Source organism: Bacillus sp. FSL E2-8887 (assembly GCF_038007205.1).
In the GTDB taxonomy this organism is placed as follows: Bacteria; Bacillota; Bacilli; order Bacillales; family Bacillaceae_G; genus Bacillus_A; species Bacillus_A mycoides.
Map to the genome: position 1 here is coordinate 2,039,511 of NZ_JBBOWS010000001.1, position 17,442 is coordinate 2,056,952.

16 protein-coding genes, 1 pseudogene and 2 other annotated features are annotated in these 17,442 nt (G+C 33.8%); of the genes and pseudogenes, 12 read left to right on the plus strand and 5 right to left on the minus strand.

The window, feature by feature from the left end:
- The first annotated feature begins 49 nt into the window (after window positions 1-49).
- From NSQ08_RS10195 to thrS, 5 genes are all read left to right on the plus strand, one after another.
- Complete coding sequence (locus tag NSQ08_RS10195) at window positions 50-307, plus strand: PhzF family phenazine biosynthesis protein (RefSeq protein ID WP_080448095.1); 258 nt, start codon at window positions 50-52, stop codon at window positions 305-307.
- 24 nt (window positions 308-331) lie between these two features.
- The gene (locus tag NSQ08_RS10200; RefSeq protein ID WP_061674684.1) at window positions 332-961 is read left to right on the plus strand and encodes a YdbC family protein; all 630 of its coding nucleotides are present in this window, start codon (window positions 332-334) and stop codon (window positions 959-961) included.
- Window positions 962-1,060: 99 nt separating this feature from the next.
- Complete coding sequence (locus NSQ08_RS10205; protein ID WP_002031902.1) at window positions 1,061-1,426, plus strand: VOC family protein; 366 nt, start codon at window positions 1,061-1,063, stop codon at window positions 1,424-1,426.
- Window positions 1,427-1,870: 444 nt separating this feature from the next.
- Window positions 1,871-2,578 (plus strand): pseudouridine synthase, encoded by a 708-nt coding sequence (locus NSQ08_RS10215; RefSeq protein ID WP_002085707.1) that lies wholly within the window; start codon window positions 1,871-1,873, stop codon window positions 2,576-2,578.
- A 120-nt stretch (window positions 2,579-2,698) separates the two neighbouring features.
- Window positions 2,699-2,922 (plus strand) — a binding site (T-box leader).
- 37 nt (window positions 2,923-2,959) lie between these two features.
- Window positions 2,960-3,182, plus strand: a binding site (T-box leader).
- 44 nt (window positions 3,183-3,226) lie between these two features.
- Window positions 3,227-5,146, plus strand: coding sequence for a threonine--tRNA ligase (gene thrS / locus NSQ08_RS10220; protein ID WP_340774225.1), 1,920 nt, complete (start codon window positions 3,227-3,229; stop codon window positions 5,144-5,146).
- Window positions 5,147-5,311: 165 nt separating this feature from the next.
- Here thrS and NSQ08_RS10225 read toward each other — a convergent pair whose 3' ends face one another.
- Both NSQ08_RS10225 and NSQ08_RS10230 read right to left on the minus strand, forming a co-directional pair.
- On the minus strand, window positions 5,312-5,530 hold the full coding sequence (locus tag NSQ08_RS10225; RefSeq protein ID WP_002141696.1) for a helix-turn-helix domain-containing protein: 219 nt from the start codon (window positions 5,528-5,530) through the stop codon (window positions 5,312-5,314).
- 10 nt (window positions 5,531-5,540) lie between these two features.
- Window positions 5,541-6,023, minus strand: a complete 483-nt coding sequence (locus NSQ08_RS10230; RefSeq protein ID WP_016102056.1) for a DUF2975 domain-containing protein — start codon at window positions 6,021-6,023, stop codon at window positions 5,541-5,543.
- Window positions 6,024-6,411: 388 nt separating this feature from the next.
- On the opposite strand from NSQ08_RS10230, the gene NSQ08_RS10235 reads away from it, so the two are divergent.
- The 5 genes from NSQ08_RS10235 (at window position 6,412) to NSQ08_RS10255 (ending at window position 12,438) form a co-directional block, all read left to right on the plus strand.
- On the plus strand, window positions 6,412-7,179 hold the full coding sequence (locus NSQ08_RS10235) for an ABC transporter ATP-binding protein (protein WP_340774233.1): 768 nt from the start codon (window positions 6,412-6,414) through the stop codon (window positions 7,177-7,179).
- 13 nt (window positions 7,180-7,192) lie between these two features.
- A complete protein-coding gene (locus NSQ08_RS10240) occupies window positions 7,193-9,076 on the plus strand; it encodes an ABC transporter permease (protein ID WP_340774236.1) in 1,884 nt (627 codons plus the stop codon).
- A gap of 233 nt (window positions 9,077-9,309) precedes the next feature.
- Window positions 9,310-10,341, plus strand: coding sequence for an alpha/beta fold hydrolase (locus NSQ08_RS10245; RefSeq protein ID WP_256485154.1), 1,032 nt, complete (start codon window positions 9,310-9,312; stop codon window positions 10,339-10,341).
- A gap of 224 nt (window positions 10,342-10,565) precedes the next feature.
- Window positions 10,566-11,432: an ABC transporter permease subunit gene (locus NSQ08_RS10250; protein ID WP_002031892.1), complete on the plus strand. Its 867-nt coding sequence runs from the start codon at window positions 10,566-10,568 to the stop codon at window positions 11,430-11,432.
- 1 nt (window position 11,433) lies between these two features.
- On the plus strand, window positions 11,434-12,438 hold the full coding sequence (locus NSQ08_RS10255; protein ID WP_061688774.1) for an ABC transporter permease: 1,005 nt from the start codon (window positions 11,434-11,436) through the stop codon (window positions 12,436-12,438).
- Between the two features lie 44 nt (window positions 12,439-12,482).
- Here NSQ08_RS10255 and NSQ08_RS10260 read toward each other — a convergent pair whose 3' ends face one another.
- Window positions 12,483-14,183 carry a pyruvate oxidase gene (locus NSQ08_RS10260; RefSeq protein WP_002136230.1) on the minus strand — a complete coding sequence of 567 codons (1,701 nt, stop codon included), beginning with the start codon at window positions 14,181-14,183 and terminating at the stop codon, window positions 12,483-12,485.
- 82 nt (window positions 14,184-14,265) lie between these two features.
- On the minus strand, window positions 14,266-15,003 hold the full coding sequence (locus NSQ08_RS10265; RefSeq protein ID WP_193653609.1) for a ZIP family metal transporter: 738 nt from the start codon (window positions 15,001-15,003) through the stop codon (window positions 14,266-14,268).
- 246 nt (window positions 15,004-15,249) lie between these two features.
- Here NSQ08_RS10265 and NSQ08_RS10270 point away from each other — a divergent pair, with 246 nt between their 5' ends.
- Together NSQ08_RS10270 and NSQ08_RS10275 are read left to right on the plus strand one after the other, a co-directional pair.
- Window positions 15,250-15,897, plus strand: a complete 648-nt coding sequence (locus tag NSQ08_RS10270) for a class I SAM-dependent methyltransferase (protein ID WP_340780098.1) — start codon at window positions 15,250-15,252, stop codon at window positions 15,895-15,897.
- Between the two features lie 318 nt (window positions 15,898-16,215).
- Window positions 16,216-16,914 (plus strand): DUF7003 family protein, encoded by a 699-nt coding sequence (locus NSQ08_RS10275; protein ID WP_340774250.1) that lies wholly within the window; start codon window positions 16,216-16,218, stop codon window positions 16,912-16,914.
- Between the two features lie 11 nt (window positions 16,915-16,925).
- Here the strand turns inward: NSQ08_RS10275 and NSQ08_RS10280 are convergent.
- Window positions 16,926-17,027 (minus strand): annotated as a pseudogene (locus NSQ08_RS10280) (ArsR/SmtB family transcription factor); the annotation flags it as partial.
- Window positions 17,028-17,442 lie beyond the last annotated feature (415 nt).

Consider the following 17,442-nt stretch of genomic DNA (forward strand, 5'->3'; position numbering starts at 1 on the left):
TAATCAACTTGTGTTATTTGTGGAAAATTAGGAATTTTCTAGTTAGGAGATCAATGATCTTAATGTCCGTGATTTTGCAGATTATTATGGAATCACAGAGGATGTGGCAACAGGAAGCTCAAATGGATGTTTAGCGGCGTATCTTATAAAATATCGTTATCTTGGAACGGAAAAGATAAATATGCATGTTGGACAAGGGGATGAGATAAATCGCCATTCTCTAATACATATAGAAGCAGAGGTGATTGAGAGTAAAATTAATGTTTGCGTTGGTGGAAAAATAGAAAGTATTGCAAGTGGGAAATGAACCGTATCATAAGGGGGATTAGAAATGCTATTAAAAACAATATTTTGCAAGGTGGAAGAAGAGAAAAGGGAATTGTTTTCTGATGCGCAAGAAAAATGGCGTGATTTACAGTATTTAGACGGATTCTATGGACAATTTGGTGGGTGGAATGAAGGGGAAGCGTGTGTATATACTTTATGGGAAGATAGAAATGCATATCAATCATTCATGAATGATGCTCATGATACAATTTTTTTAAATAGTAATCAAGAAGGCACATATATTTCCTGTAATATTGAAATGTTTCAAACGTTGTATGATATAACAGAAACTCCTTTGAAAGACGTAACTGCACAAGGGTCATTTGTAAGAGTTGCAATTTGCGATGTGAAAGAAGGAAAAGAAAAGTATTTTTTACATACGCAAGAAACAATTTGGAATAAAGGAATGGAAAATGCAAAAGGAATGTTAGGTGGAGTTGTTGGGAAGTCTTTAAAGACTGAAAATCGTTACATAGTATTAACGTATTGGCAAGATGAAATAGCACATGAACTCTATATGAAAGAAATTTTCCCAGAGTTATATCAGTTAGCAAATGTAAATGAGTATGTTGAAAATATAAATGGGAAGAGAGTTATTCGGAAGGAAGAATGGTCTGTTGCCGCTTCTAAATAAAGTTAGAACTTATTAAAGTAGCTAGTTTCGAAAAATTCGATACAGAACATTAGTTCTTGTATAATTACTTTGTACAAGAATAAGAGGGGAGATATTTAAATGAGTAGAGTTTTAAGATTTGAATTGCAAGTCCCAAACCCTGAAGAAGCTATTCAATTTTATACAAATAGTTTTGGATGGAAGTTTGAAAAAATGCCTGGGCCACATGACTATTGGTTCATAATTACAGGTGAGAGTGATAGACCTGGTATCGATGGTGGATTAATGAAATCACCTGATGGTGCTACTAGGACAACTAATTCGATTGAAGTACCTTCAGTTGATGAGTACATAAATAAAGTTATTGAAAATGGTGGACAAGTAGTTGTACCTAAAACTGCTATTCCTAATATGGGTTACTTTGCTTATTGTATAGATAATCAAGGGCTTCTTTTTGGAGTATGTGAAGAAAATAGTGAAGCGTAAAAAATTAGGGGAGTTCGAGATTATTTTGTTTGTTGAACGATGTTTTCTATCAAAGATTATAATTATTGAACACCTTTGTATAAAAACTAGTATTCGTTTAGTTGAAGAAGGATCCATTTTGATTATTTTCAAAAGGGTTCTTTTTTATTTTTCACATATTGTGAGTTATTTAGGCATGATTAATCAAACTTATATCGGTATATTATCTATGAAAAAAGTAAATAAATGATGTTATATTCAAGGGTTAATCTATTGACTGCTAAACAGTTTGAGGTGAAAAGGAAAAGAGGACCAATTATTTTCGTGTAAACATGTAATTAAGTGAAGACGTCATATACCCTTTCATGTTAATATATTTAAGTTATAATAGGAGGCTTACCCTTTTGTATTGTACGGTAGAAGCAGTGTGAGCTTGAAATTTTTTATGAAAAGGATGTGCCTAACTTGCGTATCAATAAATTTATTAGTGAAGCTGGAAAAGCGTCTCGACGTGGAGCAGATAAGTTAATTAACGAGAGAAAAGTAATTATTAACGGTAAGGTTGCAAAAATTGGTGACCAAGTAAATCCAGGTGATGACGTACGAGTAAATGGAGAGCAACTTCGTATTGCTCGAGACCATGTGTATATCGCTTTAAATAAACCAGTAGGTATTACATGTACAAGTGAAAAAGCCGTAAAAGGTAACATTATCGATTTAGTGAATCATCCTTTACGGATTAATCACATCGGACGTCTCGACAAAGACTCAGACGGTTTAATTTTGTTAACGAATGATGGCGATATCGTTAATGAGATTTTACGTGCTGAAAACAAACATGAGAAAGAATATATTGTTTCAGTAGATAAGCCGATTACACCGGAGTTTTTAGAGAAAATGGCAGCAGGTGTTAAAATTTTAGATACAAAAACACTTCCTTGTGAAGTAACACAGTTATCAAAATATGAGTTCCAAATTATTTTAACACAGGGGCTAAATCGTCAAATTCGCCGTATGTGTGAAGCTTTGGGTTATCAAGTATACACGTTAAAACGTACGAGAATTATGAATATTGAGTTGAATAATTTACCAGTCGGACAGTGGAGAGATTTATCGAAAAAAGAGAAAAAACGCCTATTTTCAGACTTAAATTACGAACCACAAGATTGGTAAAAAAGAGAAGGAGAGACCAAAAAATGTTTTTGGTTTCTTTTTTTGAATAAAAAATATATTTTTAACACTTGTAAAAATAAAATGAATAGGATATATTAAATAACAATAAATGTAATTGTTACAAAAGCAAAGAAAAGGACACGAGTTATTTTAAACGGTTATACAGAGAAGGAAGGAAAGCTGAGAACTTCCTAACGCAGTAAAATAACTTACCACCTTAGAGCTGCACTGGGGAAATCAAGTATCTAGTGCCGTGTAAGCGACGTTATCGCAAAAGAAGCCATTATGTTTTTTGTGATGGGAATCTGGGTGGAACCACGAATATAAGCATATTCGTCCCTATTTACTAGGGATGAATATGCTTTTTTATATTTTATTTCATAATAAGCGAAGAAAAGGACACGAGTTATTTTAAACGGTTATACAGAGAAGGAAGAAAAGCTGAGAACTTCCTAACGCAGTAAAATAACTTACCACCTTAGAGCTGCACTGGGGAAATCAAGTATCTAGTGCCGTGTAAACGACGTTACCGTAAAAGAAGCCATTGTATATTTGCGATGGGAATCTGGGTGGAACCACGGGTAAAAGCACACTCGTCCCTATTTTAGGGATGAGTGTGCTTTTTATTATGAAATGGAGAGATGAAAAATGAAAGAACAGATGATCGAAATTAAATTTCCAGATGGTAGCGTTAAAGAATTTGTGAAAGGCATTACTTTAGAAGAAATTGCTGGGGCAATTAGTAGTAGCTTGAAAAAGAAAGCAGTCGCAGGAAAAGTTAATGATCAGTCTTTTGATTTACGACGAAACATTGAAGAAAGTGCGAAAGTTGAAATCATTACTATGGATTCAGATGAAGGGGTAAAAATTGCAAGACACTCTGCGGCACATATATTAGCGCAAGCTGTAAAAAGAATTTATGGTGATGTAAACCTTGGTGTAGGGCCAGTCATTGAAAATGGATTTTATTATGACATGGATCTTCCAAGTAGTGTAAACGTAGAAGATTTACCGAAAATAGAAAAAGAAATGAAAAATATTATAAATGAAAATGTAAAGATAGAGCGAGTTGAGGTTTCTCGAGAAGAAGCAAAAGAATTGTTTCAAGAAATGAAAGATAGTTTGAAATTAGAGCTTTTAGAAGCAATTCCTAATGGGGAAAGTGTAACACTGTATAAACAAGGTGAATTTGTAGATTTATGTAGAGGACCACATTTGCCATCTACTGGTTATTTGAAAGCTTTTCAATTAACTCATGTTTCTGGTGCATATTGGCGAGGCGATAGTAACAATCAAGTGCTTCAGCGTATATATGGTGTTGCTTTCTCTTCTCAACAAAAATTAGAAGAATATTTACATTTTGTTGAGGAGGCCGCAAAGAGAAATCATCGGAAATTAGGTAGTGAACTTGAATTGTTTATGTTTTCGGAAGAGGCTCCGGGAATGCCCTTTTACTTGCCAAAAGGACAGATTATTCGCAATGAATTAGAAGCATTTTTAAGAGAAATTCAAAATGAGTACAATTATCAAGAAGTGCGTACTCCATTTATGATGAATCAAGAATTATGGGAGAAGTCAGGACACTGGGGACATTACAAAGACAATATGTATTTCTCAGAAGTAGATCATAAAAGTTTTGCGTTAAAACCGATGAATTGCCCAGGCCATATGCTTATGTTTAAAAATAAATTACATTCTTATCGTGAATTACCGATTCGTATGTGTGAGTTCGGTCAAGTGCATCGACATGAATTTAGTGGCGCTTTAAACGGATTATTAAGAGTTCGTACTTTCTGCCAAGATGATGCTCATTTATTTGTAACACCAGAACAAATTGAAGATGAAATCAAATCAGTGTTGGCGCAAATTGACTATGTGTATAAAACTTTTGGTTTCGAGTATGAAGTAGAGCTTTCTACTCGTCCAGAAGATTCAATGGGTGATGATAAATTATGGGAGCAAGCAGAATTGGCATTAGAAAATGTATTACAGTCATTAAATTATAAATATAGATTAAATGAAGGTGACGGTGCATTTTACGGTCCGAAAATTGATTTCCATATTAAAGATGCTTTAAATAGAAGTCATCAGTGCGGAACAGTCCAACTTGATTTCCAAATGCCAGAAAAATTTGATTTAAATTATATAGATGAAAATAATGAAAAAAGAAGACCGGTTGTAATCCACCGCGCTGTATTAGGATCTTTAGATCGCTTTTTAGCGATATTAATTGAACACTTTGGAGGCGCGTTCCCAGCGTGGGTGGCACCGGTTCAAGTGAAAGTAATTCCAGTTTCAAATGCAGTGCATGAAAAATATGCAAATAGGATTGCAGATAAATTAGCACAAGCCGGAATTCGTGTCGAACGAGATATACGAGATGAAAAGTTAGGATATAAAATTAGAGAAGCGCAAATGCAAAAAGTTCCGTATGTTCTTGTTATTGGGGATAAGGAAATGGAAAGCGAAGCTGTAAATGTACGGAAATATGGTGAAGAGAAGTCAGAAGTTGTTGAACTAGATGCGTTTGTGGAAAGTATGAAAGAGGAAATTAAAAATAGGAAATAGAGATTGATAATAAAACACACCATTAATATGTAATACTGAATTTAAAGTAATTAAAGATATATTAAATAACAATAACAAACGCAGAGAAGGGATAGCTTAATTGCTATCCCTTCATTTTAATTTCACTATTTAATCCCATTGGTTGAAGAAAGTTGTTGTCTGTATTTATTGAGTGAATTCGTCGCTTTTGTACTCCAAAATATCACCTGGTTGACAATCTAAAGTCTTACATATCGCTTCTAATGTTGAAAAACGAACCGCTTTTGCTTTCCCATTTTTCAGAATGGAAAGATTCGCCATCGTAATCCCAACCCTCTCCGAAAGCTCCGTTACGCTCATTTTTCGTTTTGCTAACATCACATCAATATTAATAATAATTGCCATATTCTCCACCTCAGACCGTTAAATCATTTTCTGATTTTATATTAATAGCTTCTTGTAAAAGCCTTTGGAGAACAGCAGCAAAAACGGCGATTACCATAGAGGCGAAAATGATGGTCAATCCGATTGGTATGAAACTTGGAGGATCAATTTTTTTTGCCATGAGATAGTAGAGTGGCATACCTAGCAAGTACAAGGTACTGATCGTGATGGCACAGTATTTTATATTCTTTAAAGCCTTTACCGATAATTCCGAGAACGCTTGGTTCTTATCAATATAGCTTAAAAGTTTAAAAGCTTGATACAGAGCAAAGTAAAAAGGTATCACTGCCGCGTACATATCGATTAAAACGAGAGATTTCATATAAGCAATATCTGGATACAATTCTCCAGCAAAATTCCCAATCTTAGGCACCAAAAATATACACAATGCAAGAACTGGGAATCCTATAAAAGTAATAGCTAGCTTTAAAAAGAGTGTCGTAACTTGTTTCATAAAAAGCACCTCACTTATGTAATAACAACATGATTTTACCATGTTGTTTATCGTTTCGCAATAAAAATATATTGTTTTTTATTTCATTATTATTGTTATTGAAATATCTTTTGAATTTTGATAACAATAAAAAGCATTTCTCATTCCAAAGAAATGCTCTTATGAAGTGGTTTGTTTTTTTAACCTTACAAAAATGTAAGGTAAATGTAAGGGAAATCGAATGAAAGGATTTTAGAAAAGTGAGAATATTAAGCAGAGAAATCGTTTGTATTTCTTATGTATCTCAATCTGCATTTGGAAAATTTAAAAATTCTTAAGAATTTTTATGAGAAAAATATAAGAAATATATGGGAAATTTATACTATACAAAAGGGATGGAGTGAAAGAGATGTCAACAAATGTAGTTACTGTAGAAAGTGTAGAAAAAACGTATGGAAAAAGAAATGAGAATCAGTCAAAAGCATTAAGGGATGTTTCATTAAGTATTAAAGAAGGAGAGTTTGTAGGGATTATGGGTCCATCTGGATCCGGTAAAACGACATTACTAAATGTGATCAGTACACTTGATCAAGCGACAGGTGGTAGTGTAACAATAGCTGGCACAAATATTACTTCTATGAAAGGGAATGCATTATCAGATTTTCGTTCTCAAAAATTAGGATTTATTTTTCAAGATTTTAATCTACTAGAAAATTTATCAATTTATGAAAATATCGCTTTACCACTTTCCTTGCAAGGCGTACCGTCAAGTGAGATTACTGGAAAAGTAAATGGGGTTGCGACGAAATTAGGGATCACTGAAATTTTAACAAAATATCCGACTGCTGTTTCTGGTGGACAAAAACAAAGAACAGCGGCAGCACGAGCTTTAGTACATAATCCGGCAATCGTATTAGCAGATGAACCGACAGGAGCACTTGATAGTAAAAATGCAAAAAGTTTATTAGAAGCGATGCAAGATTTACATGAAAATCACAATGTAAGTATTTTGATGGTAACACACGATGCATTTAGTGCGAGCTATTGTGAACGTATTCTATTTATACAGGATGGACTTCTTTATAAAGAGTTAAAACGTCAAGGAACACGAGAAAATTTCTATCAAGATATTTTAGGTGTGCTTGCCCAAATGGGCTCAGCAACTGAGTCGATGTAAGGGGGGCGAGACTATGTTATTCAAATTATCACGTCATAGTATGAAAAAAATGTTAAAGGATTATATGGTTTTACTTATTGGTCTCGTTATTAGTATTAGCATTTTCTACATGTTCCAAACGATGGCTATGAATAGTGAATTTACAAAAGATAATAGTCTCATTAGTAGTATTAGGCTCGTCTTTTGGGTTGGTGCAATATTGCTTTCTTTCATTACAGTTTTTTACATCATATATGCCAATTCTTTTTTACTTACATTAAGAAGAAAAGAACTCGGTATGTACATGATGCTTGGAGCGAAAAAGAAAAAAGTAGCGCAATTATTATTTATTGAGACTTTTGGTATGGGGATTGTCAGTATTATTATCGGTATTTTAGTAGGAATAGTACTTGCTAGTGTAGCAGGAAATTTTTTAATGAATGGAATGGAGATTTCAGCAAAAGGTAATTACGCATCTGTGTACACACCAGCTATATTAGTTACATCTATTTTCTTCTTAATATTATTTTTCATTACTGGTTTAATGAATAGTTTCCGATTATTACGTAAAACAGAATTAGAGTTAATACGTGAAGATGAAACGCAAGATGAGGTGAAGAAAAGTAAGACTCGCACTGTTATTATGACAGTACTAGGTGTATTGCTAGTAAGTACAGGATATTATTTTATGGTGAATATAAAAATGTTTGCTGAACTAGGATTTATAATAGCGACAATTGTTACGACAGTAGGAACGTATTTCATTTTTAGCTCGTTGCTCCCACTTTTTGTAATGAAAATTAAAGGAAATAAAAAACGAAATGAAACGGGATTAAATAGTTTTACTTATGCACAGTTACGTTTTCGAGTAACTAGTTTATCGAGGGTACTAGGCACTGTAGCGATGTTAATTGCATTAGGTGCAGGTGCAATGACAGCAGGTATGGCGTTTCAAAAGAATGTAGGCATTATGACAGACTTCTCACGTGTATATGATGTCGTAATTCATGATCCAAATGAACAAGATAAAGCGGCATTAAAAGAAATGGAAATTGTTGAAGAAAGCAAGTATAAGTATAAAGTAGATGGAGAAGCGGTTTATTATTTACGTAACGACTTAACTGAAAAACCCCCACTTATTTCAGATCATTTTGATACAAAGACTTTAAAAGAACCTGCTCGTAAACGTGTGGCTACACCTTTAACTGAACCTGTCTATTCTGCTTTGGAAGCTCCTGAAGTAGCGAATAAGCTTCCTCGTATGCCAAAAGATTGGGAAGATGCGGTTGTAAGAGAGATACAAATTACACATAATCAGTTTAACGGAAAACCGGTAAGAATTGCAGATGAAGAGCATTACAAAGGAATTCAAGGAACAGAGCATACTGTAACATTAGCAAAAGTAGATGATATGAAAAAATATAAACCGTTATTGACAGAAATTGATAAGAGGCAAAAAGAACAAATTGAAAAAACAACAGGTACAAAAGTAGAATTATATACGAAAATGACAACTTATCAGTTCGTGAACAGTTTCATGAGCGGAACAATGTTTATGGGATTTTTCCTTGGAATTGCGTTTTTAGCAATGATGGCGAGTTCTCTTATGTTCAAAATATTAACAGGCGCTTCTCGTGATGTACGCCGTTATGAAATGCTACGAAAAATCGGTGTGAGACGTAGTATGTTAACAAAAAGTATATATAAAGAAATCTCATATTTATTTATATTCCCAGCAATTATTGGAATCTCCCACGTTTTAGTAGGGCTTAACTTATTCAGTTTCATATTAGTTGACCCATTTGTAAAAGTGTGGATGCCAATAGGAATCTTCATAGTAATTTATTTCATTTATTATTGGATTACTGTCCAACTTTATAAAGGTATGGTAATGCCGAAAGAAGAAGTTGTGAAATAGTTTAACGAAAAAGCCCTTGTTATGAAAACAAGGGCTTTTTTCTGTGCTTGTGATACATAAATACGTGTATGCGAGATGTTTTCAAGTCTTTCTGCAATGAATATATAGAAAATTAAGGAAATGTTAAGGGTTTATGTAGTGGAAAGTTAAGAAGTGTATGGGAGACTAATAATGTACAAACAAATTTAGATGGAATTGATATTTTTATAAATTTACAGGAAAGGAAACGTTGTATGAGGAAGATAAAAAAATTAATAAAACTTATCGGAGTCATTACTATACTATTACTAATCATAGCGTTGGTATTTCCTACATGGACCTCACAAATAAAGGTCAAAAACAGTATAAGTACATTAGAACAAGTAGAGATAAATGGAACTGGTCATGAAATTATGATACGAGGCAAAGATAAGAGTAATCCAGTTATTATCTTTGTTCATGGTGGACCAGGTTCTTCGGAAATACCATATGGTCAAAAATACCAAGACTTATTGGAAGAGAAATTCACGGTTGTCAATTACGATCAAAGAGCAAGTGGAAAATCGTATCATTTCTTTGAAGACTATTCTAACCTTTCATCAGATCTACTCGTGGAGGATTTATTAGCTATGACGGATTACGTTTCAAAACGTCTAGGCAAAGAAAAAGTAATTTTAATAGGCCATTCTTATGGTACATATATTGGAATACAGGCTGCCAACAAAGCTCCTGAAAAATATGAAGCATATATTGGCATTGGACAGATGAGCGATACAGTAGAAAGTGAAATGGATAGCTTAAACTATGTTATTGAACAGGCACAAAATGCGGGGAATACAGATGAGGTTTCCTATTTAAAAGGGTTAACCGAAAAAATTAAAAATGGCGATACATACACTCCGCGAAATTATGTTGCGAAATATGGTGGAACATCAAGACTCATTGAAAATCCAGATGGTGATAACATGAGGATGCTATTTAGTAATGAATATAACTTGTTAGACGTAATTCGTTATAACGTTGGATTATCACATTCTCAAACTGTCTTATTAGAAAAAGATTTAAAGAATCCATTATCTACTAAAGTAACTAAGCTGAATCTACCGCTTTATTTTCTTATGGGTAAATATGACTATAATACTTCATTTCATGCAGCAAAACAGTATTTTGATAGAATTGAGGCGAATCAAAAAGAATTTATAGCTTTTGAAAACTCAGCACATTACCCTCAATTTGAAGAGAAGGAAAAGTTTTATGAGTGGTTGTGTGATACATTCGTAAAATGAAATTAAATAAAAAAGCACTTATTTTAAAAATAAGTGCTTTTTTATAGTATATAATCGAGCGAGAAGGAAAATGTTGGATAATAGTCGAAAGATATAATACAACTTCAGAGAAATGACGAGAATCGATATGTTTTGTCGAGAGAGGAGTTATTTTATTAAAAGGTATAGGTACTATACATAGTTTTAATTTCTGAATATTCATTTAAACAGAAGGGGTAATAGTTATGTTCATTCGAATTGGTAAGTGGTGTGGGGTTACATGTTTACAATTATTTGCGGCGCTTATTTGTATTCTATTTTTAGGGGCACTACCGCGTTTATTTAAGGGATTACAAATTGATTTAATCGGTTTTTGGAACACAGTTGTGTTTCTTGGAGAGAAGTTACTTCAACCAGGTGAAATTACGTATGGATTTCGGAATTCAAGAAAGTTATTTCCACAAATATGGATTCATTATGTAGAGACAATGTTTGTATTTATTTCGGCATTTATACTATCTTTACTCATTGCGTATCTTATCGTTGTGTGGGTATTACAGCGCTCTCAATCAAAGCAACGTATGTGGAATGGGATTTTCGTCGCACTTGAAAGTATTCCGGACATTTTATTAATTTTATTATCTCAACTTCTAGTAGTAATAATCTTTCAAAAGACAGGTTTTATGCCAGTGAAATTTGCAGGACTTGGAGAGGAAAGGGCTCGCCTGTTACCAATAATATGTCTTACTTTACCTACAACATTATTATTTATTAAGTTACTACTATTACGTTTCAGAGAAGAATTAGAGAAAGATTATAGTATATTTGCTAAGAGTAAAGGGCTAAGTTTAAGACATATTTTGACGCACCATATTTCAAGAAATGTCCTGTTAACAACAGTCTATTATGCAAAAACGAATATTTTATTTATGTTATCAAACTTATATATTATTGAATGGCTGTTTAATACGTACGGTATGTTCGTTTTCGTGAAAGAAAATTCAAAATTAGAAATATTTACAGTGAGTTTAGTTTTATTATACGTACCGCTTTTTATACTATTTCGTTTATTACATACGCTTTTACAAAATGTTATAAAGGAGCGTGTGTAACATGTGGCAAGTTGTAAAAAGAGATGTGAGATTTTGGCTAGGTGTTACTTTTTTGAGTGTACTAATGATTGTTAGTATTGGAAATACGCTGTTTTTCGATGGGAATATTCGTGAACTAACGATGATGTATAACGAAAAAGGAGAATTAGAGGCTGCTCCGTTTTCACCGTCGAGTAAATTTTGGTTTGGAACTGATGAGAAAGGCCGTGACCTGTTCCAGTTAATAATAGAAGGAGCGAAATGGACAGTTGGTGCAAGTGTCGTTATCGCAGTTTTACGTGTAGTAATTGGAGGAGCTATTGGTTTATTACTTGGTATGTACAGTAAACGCTCATTTCCAGTAATCTCATCTTTTTTTGATCCGTTTAGTATTGTACCAATGATTATGATTTCCTATTTTATGTTAAATGCAGTTTTAATGTTCGAAAGTGGAGAGGCTGCTGCTCCGTTTCATTTACGGGTTGCGTTTCAAATTATAGTTCTTGCGTGCCTTGCTGTACCGACTGTTATGTTGTACGTGGCGCAAGAAGTAAAACGTATTAAGAATGAAGAATTTATGTTGGCGGCCACTGTGCTAGGCGGAAGTAAGTGGCAGAGGTTGAGACGCCATGTATGGCCGCATATGTTACCATCATTTCTTTTATTAGTAGCCCAGCAATTTGTAAGTACTTTATTACTCCTCTTGCATCTTGGTTTGTTGCGATTATTTTTTGGCGGAACAATAATTTTTGGCGGTATAGATGCAGATAGTGTAACAAAAGAGTGGACAGGGTTAATTGGTCAAAACTTCCGTCACTTAACTACTCATACATGGATTGTACTTATACCAATCGCTTTCTATAGTATGACAATTTTGTCAGGAAATCTGATTAGTAATAGTATGCAAGATGCGATTAAACTAGGAAATGTTAGAAGAGCGAAACAGAAGAAGGAAGAGGTGAAAGTAGAGAAACAAATACAGCCTACCGTGAATGATTTTTCATTTCATAGAGAGGTACAAAAATAAAGAAAGATAGCTGAAGACAAATTGTTTTCAGCTATCTTTTTTGTTTAAAGTGGTGGTAAATCAATCTTACCTTCTTCAAATAATTCCTTTATCATATGTTTCGTATAACCAGCTGCTTGACCAAATGTGATTTTTGCTGGCATTGGTGCTTCATTTACATCTACAACTACATCAATAATGCATGGTTTACTTTGTTTTACCGCATTTTCAAAGGCAGGAAGTAAGTCATCTAACTGTTCGACGCGGTATCCAATACCACCGCACGCCTCTGCGTATTTTGCGAAATCAGGATTCGTTAAGTCTGTACCGAATTCGATATTTCCCATAACTTCTTGTTCAAATTTAATCATAGCAATTTTATTATTGTTTAATACAATGACAACGATTGGTAGTTTATATTTAACAGCTGTTACGAAATCGTTCATTGTCATTCCGAATCCGCCGTCACCACAAACTGCAAACACTTGTTTATCCGGGAAAGCAATTTGTCCAGCAAGTGCACCAGGTAAACCGCAGCCAAGTGTTGCAAGCCAACTAGAAATGATAAATTTCTGGTTTGTCATACGGAAGTGCCTTGCAGTCCATACTGTTACATTTCCGACATCGACTGAAAGAATTGCGTCATCTTCTGCTACTTTCTGCAGTGCATGCATAACTCGTTGTGGTTTAATTGGAGTAGAAGAATCTTCTTCTTGAGTGTGTAATTTTTCTTCCCACTTTTTCATCATTTCTTGATGATGCTCTAAGAAGGAATGATCCTCGTGTTTTTCTACATTTTCAATTAACCATTTTAATGTTTTATCAGCATCACCAGCTAAGCCGATATCTGTCGTATAACGTTTCCCGATTTGTGCAGGGTCTGTATCAATATGAAGTGTTTTTGCTTTTTCGGGTAAGAAACCAGTGAACGGATAAGAAGTACCAACCATAATTAAAGTATCTGCATGCTTCATTGCTTCATAAGAAGGTTTCGTCCCGATTAATCCTAATCCACCGATACAAAGAGGGTGTTCATCAGGAACAATCCCTTTAGCTGGTAATGTAAGTACGATTGGAGCACCGATATGTTCTGCAAATGCAAGTAAAGACTCTCTCGCATGTTTAGCTCCTTTTCCGGCTAAAATAACAGGTTTTTTCGCTTCATTAAGTGCGAGTTTCGCTACAGCTAAATCTTCTTCTTGCGGAAATATTTCTGGTAATGTAAAGGAAGAGTTTGTAATGCGCGCACCATTTTTTACTTCAAATTTTGGAACATCATCTGGAATTGTAAGAACAGAGACACCTTTTTTTGTATATGCCATTCGAATCGCTTGATTCACTACAGCAGGTAACTGTTCAGCTGACATTATTCGTTGGTTATAAACCGCAACATCATCAAACATTCTTTCTAAGTTTACTTCTTGGAAAAAATCTGTTCCGAGTAAATCGCTTTCTACTTGTCCTGAAATTGCTAGTACAGGAGCTTGATCGAGTTTTGCATCGTATAAACCATTTAATAAATGAATCGCTCCAGGTCCTGCAATAGCCATACAAACACCAAGTTTTCCTGTTAATTTCGCATAGGCTGCCGCTGCTAATGCGCCAGCTTCTTCATGGCGAACTTGAATAAATTTAATTTTATCTTGTTTTTTCCTTAAAGCTTCAATTATAGAATTGATGGAATCTCCAGGCATACCATATATGTGTTCTACACCCCAGTCAATTAAAAGATCCACTAATGCTTCACCGGCTGTTTTTCCAAACATAATCGTTCCTCCTTATAATAGGTAGATACTATTATGTTTTGGAGAAAAAGGGAAAATATACAAATGATATAACTTATTTGTTTTAATGATGTCCAGTGAAAAGAGTGAAGGCTATTATTAATAAAAATCCACTAATAGACCACGATAGAAACGGAAGGAGAGATAGCTGTTTTTTTGCTTTCCAAAGCATTTCGTGAATTGTGACATAGCCAAGAGAACCAATTGCGCTTCCCATAATAAGTCCTTGTAAATGGAGCGCTTTCCCGTCCATCATAATGCCAAAAACAGTACCGGTACCTAGGATAAGAGAAAGTAATAAAGTTGTTAATAAAAATGAAATATATTTATGTTTTGTAAAAAGAAATGGAATAATTAAAGCTAACCCTTCTGGAATATGGTGAATGACAATCGCAAGTAAGAAAGGAATGGCAGAGTCATTATGATTTATAAAAGCTGTACCTAACGCAAACCCACTCGGCATATTATGAATGAATATAGCAAAAGAAAGAAAAAGGAAGGTTTGCCATGCTTGTTGATCTTTCTTATGTATAATCGGATGATGACAATAGTTATCTAATAGGCTCATAACTAAAATACCGATAGCTATACCGAGCATAGGCCCAATTATTTCATAGCTTGAAAATGTTTCAGGAATAATTTCAAGTGATAAAAGCCCAAGCAAAATCCCACCACATAATGCGTATAAGCGATGCATCTTTTCTTCAATTAGTTGGCGTGTTGCTACTCCAACAGCACCTCCTAATAGTAATCCACCGAACGAAAAAAACGTAACGATTATAGGAATCCATAAACGTTCCATATCATCACACTCCAATTCTATCCCCTTGTTTTCAGCTTACTAATGGGGGAGGGAGATTAGTCCAAATTATTATGACTAATTATAGAGAAAAAACTGTAAATTCATTATAAATTATATATTAAAATGAAATGGGGAATGTAAGTGCAAACAAAATGGAACTTATCTGAATATGAAAATCCAAAACGATATGATATAGAAAATAAAAGTTTTTCAGATTTTCCGTTTTTACTATCATGGGCGTAAAAAATAAATATACAAAATGAATGGATTTTAGATATTGCATGTGGAACAGGGAGAGTCACTATTCCTTTTATCGAAAAAGGGTATCAAATGATTGGTATAGATATACATGAAGGAATGCTTGCTGAAGCGAAGAGTAAATCTGCGAGTTTAAAGAATATAAAGTGGTTACAGCAAGACTGCTTGCAATTGAGCGTCGAAGAAGCAATTCCGTTAGCATTTATGGTAGGACATGGATTCCAACATTTTCTTACTAATACACATCAAAATCAATTATTAGCATCGATTCATAATGTAATAACTGATAATGGTATATTCATATTTGATACACGTTTTCCGTCAAAGGAAGAATTAATACAACCACCTACAGAAGAATATTGGACAACTATTACAGATGAAAAGGGAAGAAGATGTGATTTATATACTGAGATGAATTATGATTCAATTCAACAAATACAGCACTACATAACAACAAGAAGGTTTTATGAGGATAATGCGCTAGTAGAGGAACTGAAAACAACAATAGATCTTCGGTATACGTATCCGCAAGAATTAGAAAGATTACTTGTAGCGAATGGGTTTGAATTGTTACAGATATACAATGATTGGGAGGGGAATGAGTTGCAGGAGGATTGTTATATAGTAAGTTATTAGAAAAAATGATCAAACTGTATTTCACATTAACAATAGACTATGTGTCTTTGTTTTAATTGTAAGGAAGAATAAGAGGAGCTGCAGTGGAGTGCTATGGTGGGGACTGTGTATAAAGAAAATGAAGGGTAAGGTCATAATCAAATGTTGTTTACTGAGCCATTAGAGTTTTATATAATATACAAATAAACAAAACTGGATGTTTGCCAGTTTAGAGGGACATAAAAAAATGTCCTGGTATTTAGATAATGTTTATGAGTTAAATAAAGAAAAACGAATGTAATAAAAATTTACTATACTAACTTTATGGAGAGTAATGTTATGAAAGCAGAAAAAACACTTGAAACACTAGATAGGTACGCGGAGGAGTTTGATTTTCCAGTACTTGATAACTATAATTTTGACTTAGCACAATCCAGAATATCTGTTTTTCGAGAGGAAGACAAGTGGCTCATTGTATTTGAGGTTGTGGGCGTTGATGCAAACCTTAAGATATCGAATAACTTCTATGTGTATAGTAATAGCATGAGACAGCAAGGATTCTTTTCATGTTTCGATGAAATCTTAACGCTTGTAAATGAAGAATATTGGTACGATGATGAAGATCATTTCCTTGTAGATCCTTTTCATATGGAGTTACTTTTGAAAGGAGAACGTATCACTTTAACACCAACTGTAGAAGAGTATAAGCGTTTAGGAATTGAAACTGATTCATTTCATCCTACCAAACTTATTCGTTTTTTAACTTCTAAATATAAGGAGAAATTCTGGGTAAATCCCTCGGACATATTAGATGAAGCCAATGCAGAATTTAAACCAAATCTATTTTATCAAACAGAAGAATGGGAACATCCTGATATAAGTGATGATCAAAAACCGAGTGAGAGCATATTCTTTCAAAGTTTAGCTAAAGCGATTGAATTAAATAATGTGAATTTGATAACTGTAGGGAAAGTAAATAATGATTGGACCAATTGGACATGGAGTGATTTTGAAAAACAAGAAGAGGATGACATTTAAATAAGAAACTGTTTTTCCCCACCTATGATACATTGAAGCATTTGTAACATTATTTTATCGGTAAAGCCATGTATGAACTTCGCTTTCACATCTAAATCATTTGAGTTGAACAATCGTATTAGTTATTATTAATATGTGTGTCAAAATATTTTAAAAAAAGATTGATAAATGTTTCTTCGCTTTATTTTTAATGTGAGAAGGAATGTAAATAATGAACAAAAAAATAATATAGTTAGTGGCAGCGAAGGAAATGTTATAGTGGTTGATGCACACATTAAGCGGTTTTATGTCACAGGAAAGAGAAGCTTTTTGTTTGAATTTCAGGGTATACAAAATGTAAACGTTGACTGGGATTTATTTCTCATGCTAACATATAGATAATTTAATCAAGGCGGTGGAAATGTATTGGACTCAGATGTTGACTCGGATAGGTGGCTAAATGACCTCGATTTTCTCAGAGTACCCCTCATCATTTTGAGAATGTAGATTTTATACAATCTCATGTCAATGTGTATGAAGTAGGTCTGG

Excerpts from the sequence above, each read along its gene's own strand:
- NSQ08_RS10200 (WP_061674684.1), top strand. The coding sequence starts at position 332 with ATGCTATTAAAAACAATATTTTGCAAGGTGGAAGAAGAGAAAAGGGAA.
- NSQ08_RS10205 (WP_002031902.1), top strand. The coding sequence starts at position 1,061 with ATGAGTAGAGTTTTAAGATTTGAATTGCAAGTCCCAAACCCTGAAGAA.
- thrS (WP_340774225.1), top strand. The coding sequence starts at position 3,227 with ATGAAAGAACAGATGATCGAAATTAAATTTCCAGATGGTAGCGTTAAA.
- NSQ08_RS10225 (WP_002141696.1), bottom strand. The coding sequence starts at position 5,530 with ATGGCAATTATTATTAATATTGATGTGATGTTAGCAAAACGAAAAATG.
- NSQ08_RS10230 (WP_016102056.1), bottom strand. The coding sequence starts at position 6,023 with ATGAAACAAGTTACGACACTCTTTTTAAAGCTAGCTATTACTTTTATA.
- NSQ08_RS10235 (WP_340774233.1), top strand. The coding sequence starts at position 6,412 with ATGTCAACAAATGTAGTTACTGTAGAAAGTGTAGAAAAAACGTATGGA.
- NSQ08_RS10240 (WP_340774236.1), top strand. The coding sequence starts at position 7,193 with ATGTTATTCAAATTATCACGTCATAGTATGAAAAAAATGTTAAAGGAT.
- NSQ08_RS10245 (WP_256485154.1), top strand. The coding sequence starts at position 9,310 with ATGAGGAAGATAAAAAAATTAATAAAACTTATCGGAGTCATTACTATA.
- NSQ08_RS10250 (WP_002031892.1), top strand. The coding sequence starts at position 10,566 with ATGTTCATTCGAATTGGTAAGTGGTGTGGGGTTACATGTTTACAATTA.
- NSQ08_RS10255 (WP_061688774.1), top strand. The coding sequence starts at position 11,434 with ATGTGGCAAGTTGTAAAAAGAGATGTGAGATTTTGGCTAGGTGTTACT.
- NSQ08_RS10260 (WP_002136230.1), bottom strand. The coding sequence starts at position 14,183 with ATGTTTGGAAAAACAGCCGGTGAAGCATTAGTGGATCTTTTAATTGAC.
- NSQ08_RS10265 (WP_193653609.1), bottom strand. The coding sequence starts at position 15,003 with ATGGAACGTTTATGGATTCCTATAATCGTTACGTTTTTTTCGTTCGGT.
- NSQ08_RS10275 (WP_340774250.1), top strand. The coding sequence starts at position 16,216 with ATGAAAGCAGAAAAAACACTTGAAACACTAGATAGGTACGCGGAGGAG.